Source organism: Mesonia sp. HuA40 (assembly GCF_008017835.1).
In the GTDB taxonomy this organism is placed as follows: domain Bacteria; phylum Bacteroidota; class Bacteroidia; order Flavobacteriales; family Flavobacteriaceae; genus Mesonia.
Map to the genome: position 1 here is coordinate 1 of NZ_VRLT01000052.1, position 4,414 is coordinate 4,414.

Sequence of the window (4,414 nt, forward strand, 5' to 3'; positions counted from 1 at the left end):
TATTAAAATCTACGTTTTTTGAATAAATCAGCGCATTGCCGAATAAAAAAGTGGACGGAAAAAGAGTAAAGCGGAAAATAATTATTTGGACGGCAAAGCAGAACTTTCCAAGCAGAACGTGTCGCTACTTTAGGTAACAACGGCTATAATTCATTGCGGCGGAATTTTCTACCGAAAATTCCATCCTTTTTTCTATCTTTGAGCTACAACGGAATAAATCCTGCGTATTTTTCCGCAACGAAATCATAGCCAAAGCCGTTAGGGGCAAGCTAAACCACGCACACAAAACACCGTAAATGAAAGCAACTTTTTTAGGACACGGACTTGATTCAGGAGACAAAAATAACGTCGGAAAACAAATTGTAGCATCCCTAGAAAGCAAAGACTATAAAATTTTCAATGGTTTCGTCGCTTTTGCTTCTATTTCGGGCGTTAAAATGCTTCAACCATTTCTTAAAAAAGCTAAATCTAAATATGACCATATTCGATTTTACATTGGAGTTGATAATAGAGGTACATCAAAAGAAGCTTTAGAATCTTTACTTTATCAAAATATCAATACTTACATATATTATGATAAAAGAAACTACGTAACTTATCATCCGAAATTATTCATTTTTGAGGGAGAAAAATTTACAAGAGTAATAATTGGTTCTTCAAACTTAACAAGTTCAGGGTTGAAATCTAATTTAGAAGCGTCTATTCAATTGGATTTTCGTACTAAAACCGATAAACAAGGAATAAATCTAATCAATGAAATTAAAGATTATTATTCCGATTTATTGAATTTATCATCATCAAAACTTGAATTACTTACGCAGGAATTATTACAAAAATTAATAAAAGACAACTTACTTTTTAACCAATTTGGAGAGAAAGGGAAAATTAAAGAACCTAAAAATAACGATGGGGAAAATCCAGACGAAAGACAAACAGATATAGAAATTACTGATTATGATATTGAATCTGGATTTGAGCAAATTGATACATCGACTAAAAGAACTACTGAAAAAAGTTTTGGCGAAAACGATTATGAAAAATTCGACACAATATTAGAAAGATATATTTCTTATAAAAAAAATAAAAGACCTTCTGGAATAGTAAGTAAACATACAGATGATAGAGAACTTTTTTATTGGTATCAAAAAATGCATAAACTCTATAATCAAGGTGGAGATTCGTTACCATTTGAAGTTTTTGAAAGATTATTAGATATTGGTTTTCCATTTGGTGGAATAGGTAGAGAAAGAAAAAGATTAATTAAATGGAATAAGGATTTTAATAAAGTTTTAGAATATAAAAATAAAGTAGACCCAAATAGTGAATATACTTATGTGCCACAATTTAAGAACAAATCTAATCCATATTATCTTGTTGGTAGGTGGTGCGCTTGGCAAAAACAGAGAAGAAAAGGTAATAAAAGTTATGGTCCAAAACTGACTGAATATGAGGAAAGGAAATTTCAATCAATTAACTTTCTTTGGGAATTTGATAGTACAATGTATAAACGTCCCAAAGACGATGAATGGACTGACAGTTTAGTTGAGCTTGAGAATTATTATAGTAAAAAGAAAAACTTTAAGACAGTACCTTCTCAAAAAACCTATATTGGACATTGGCTAAACGACCAAATGACTTCAAAACTGAGACAAGACAGAGAAAACAGAACTGATTTAATTAGTGAAATAAGAGAAGAAATGTTAGGAAATCTTCTTGCAAAAAATGGTGTGGAATGGGAATGGGAGAAACAGAAACACAGAGAAAGTATTGAAGATAAAATAGATAGTTGGAAACTTATCGAAGAATTAAAACTAACTGATAAAATCAAAGAATTCAGAGAAAGAAATCCAAAAATTTTAAAGAAACATAGGGACAATGTTGCACAATTAAGGAGTCAAAGCAAGAAATGGAATAATGACAGAAATAGATGGAAATATGAACTTTTAGACAAAGCAAATTTTCCGTATGAAAAACAATAAAAGCCAGCCCCTAACACCGTGTATAATTCATTGCTAGTTATAGCCTACTTACGAAAGTCCTCGCGGACTTTCTATCTGTGATTTATTTGCTAACTTTAGTGCTTAAACACGCAACGAAATCATACACAAACACGTTGTGTGTAATGCTAATAAAACTATAGTAAAAAGATGGAAATAAATAAGAAATTAAAAAAGCTATACGAAAAGGAAACTAATCGACTTTTAAAGAATAAAAGTTTTCCCGACAATATTGATGGTCCTAATTTAATGTACTGTTGGGAGGATGAATATTTATCATCAGAATATAAAATTTTATTTATTGGTAGAGAACCAAATGGATGGATGGGTGATTTACATCTTAATGTTGATAATTGCATTAAAAGATACAAGGACTTTGAGCTTTGTGAGAATGGAAAATATACAACATTTTGGCAATACATTTATGAAACTAAAAATTTATTAATGCCTGACACTATAGGAAAGAAAAACTTCTTATGGTCAAATGTTTCAAAATTTTCGAAAGCTGTGGAAGGTTCAGCAATCGAATTAGAAGATTTCAAATTTTTCTGTGACAATTTTAAAATTCTAGAGGAAGAAATAAAAATTACCAAACCTGATGTAATAATCTTCTTTACAGGTAATAATTGGGATAAGAAAATTCAATATCAGATTAAAGATAAGATTAAGTTTACACCAATTGATACAGAAATAGATTCATCCGAACTAGCTCGACTCATAGCAAAACCCTTCCCGCTTCACACTTATAGAGTAGCACATCCAATTACCCTACAAACGCAAGGTAAGTGGAATTATATGGAGAAAATTATAAGTAACATCAAATCGATCAAAACTCCAGTTAAAAAAGAACTTAATAATATTGATGTTAATAAATTAAAAGAAAGCCTTTCTAACAATCTTTCAAAAGTTAAAGAATTGAAATCCGATTTAATAAATCTTCAAAGATATAAGGAGTCTGCTACCGTTCGTGAAATTGAAATAAAAATAGAAAAATCATTGGAGGAGTTTAAGAATTTAAAAAGCACAACACACAACAACGTATATAATAAATAGCTACGTCTTTTCTAAACGGTAAACTTTGGTATATTTGGGAAGTCGCCAAATCTTTTGATTTGGCATTTTGAAAAGAAAAGATAAAAGCAAAATACAAAAGTTTTGGCTTATTACGTGGCGGAAAAATACTCGCTAACTTGCGCGCTACTTATCATATACAAACACGTTGTACACCATTTGAGAAACAACCAAAATTGAACCAAGAAATTAAAATATTACGCTCTGATTTAATCGCTAAATGTGACCAATATCTGAATGGGAAAATTGGAAAATCTGATTTAGAGAATTATGCTTCAGATTTAATGGTTGGAGAATGTGATATTTATGATTGGGACGATGATATTATTTCTGATATAATTTTTCAATGGGAAAGTCAAGAGATTAATTTCCCAATAAACAAACGGAATATTGAGTTGTGGAAACACCAATTGGAAACGGGCGAAAATTTATTAGCGGATTATAATTTGTGGAATGTACATATTGACCGACAAAAATTGATTTGCGAAAAATATGATTCTAAATGGAATCCGATAAACAAAAAACTGAAAGTTGGAATCGGCTCTGACTTAAATAATGACCCAATCCACGGTTTGAGACATCCGAAAGGAAAAGGAACAACAGGATGGTACATTTGGACAGGAGAATATTCGGAATCTGATGATTTTTTCCAACCAATGTGTGCAGAACATTTGCTTCAAATCCGACCTGAATTAATTAAATATTTCGGACTTGAAGTTGGCTATCGGTTTTTAATCGACAAAAACGGATACGAAGATGTTTGGTATGACGAAAAACTAATAACAATTGAATAAAAAAAACGGTGTACAACAACGTGTATAGCTCATTGCGGCTGAATTCCTAATCGGAATTCATTGCAATTTGCTATCTTTGGTTTACGGCGGAAAATCCTCGCGGATTTCCCGCAACGAGCCATACACAAACACGTTAGCAATAATTAAAAAATGTGAACTTTCCTGAAATAGGTTGACTAAAAATTAAACCATTAATTATAGTCACTTATGAAAACAAAAATAGACCACCGGCGAAAAAAAAGCTATCAAAAAGTCAATCTAGAAACCAAACTTTTAGTCGTTGACCAAATTCTAACCGGACACATCTCTAGCACGCAAGCTTCCAAAAAATATGATGTTCCTAGAACAACCATTACCTATTGGTTAAGAAAATACAGTACCTTAGTACAACAAAATAATGGTATGAGTAAAAACGATGAAATTAAAAAGTTAAAGGAAAAGATTGAGGAACTGGAGTTTCAGAAAGACTTTCAGCAAGACATTATTGCTGATATGGAACTTATTACGGGGGTAGATATGGCAAAAAAGTCATTGCCCAAAACATTAGTAAAA

Annotated in this window: 4 protein-coding genes; all 4 read left to right on the forward strand. The window is 31.3% G+C overall.

Annotation, left to right across the window (positions count from 1 at the left end; all coding sequences use genetic code 11):
* Nucleotides 1-296: 296 nt before the first annotated feature.
* A complete protein-coding gene (locus FT993_RS08655; RefSeq protein ID WP_147862151.1) occupies nucleotides 297-1,979 on the forward strand; it encodes a phospholipase D family protein in 1,683 nt (560 codons plus the stop codon).
* 168 nt (nucleotides 1,980-2,147) lie between these two features.
* Nucleotides 2,148-3,050 (forward strand): hypothetical protein, encoded by a 903-nt coding sequence (locus FT993_RS08660; protein ID WP_147862152.1) that lies wholly within the window; start codon nucleotides 2,148-2,150, stop codon nucleotides 3,048-3,050.
* A 194-nt stretch (nucleotides 3,051-3,244) separates the two neighbouring features.
* Nucleotides 3,245-3,862 (forward strand): hypothetical protein, encoded by a 618-nt coding sequence (locus FT993_RS08665; protein WP_147862153.1) that lies wholly within the window; start codon nucleotides 3,245-3,247, stop codon nucleotides 3,860-3,862.
* 207 nt (nucleotides 3,863-4,069) lie between these two features.
* The coding region (locus FT993_RS08670) for a helix-turn-helix domain-containing protein (RefSeq protein ID WP_147862154.1) at nucleotides 4,070-4,414 on the forward strand (345 nt) is incomplete at its 3' end.

Excerpts from the sequence above, each read along its gene's own strand:
- FT993_RS08660 (WP_147862152.1), top strand. The coding sequence starts at position 2,148 with ATGGAAATAAATAAGAAATTAAAAAAGCTATACGAAAAGGAAACTAAT.
- FT993_RS08655 (WP_147862151.1), top strand. The coding sequence starts at position 297 with ATGAAAGCAACTTTTTTAGGACACGGACTTGATTCAGGAGACAAAAAT.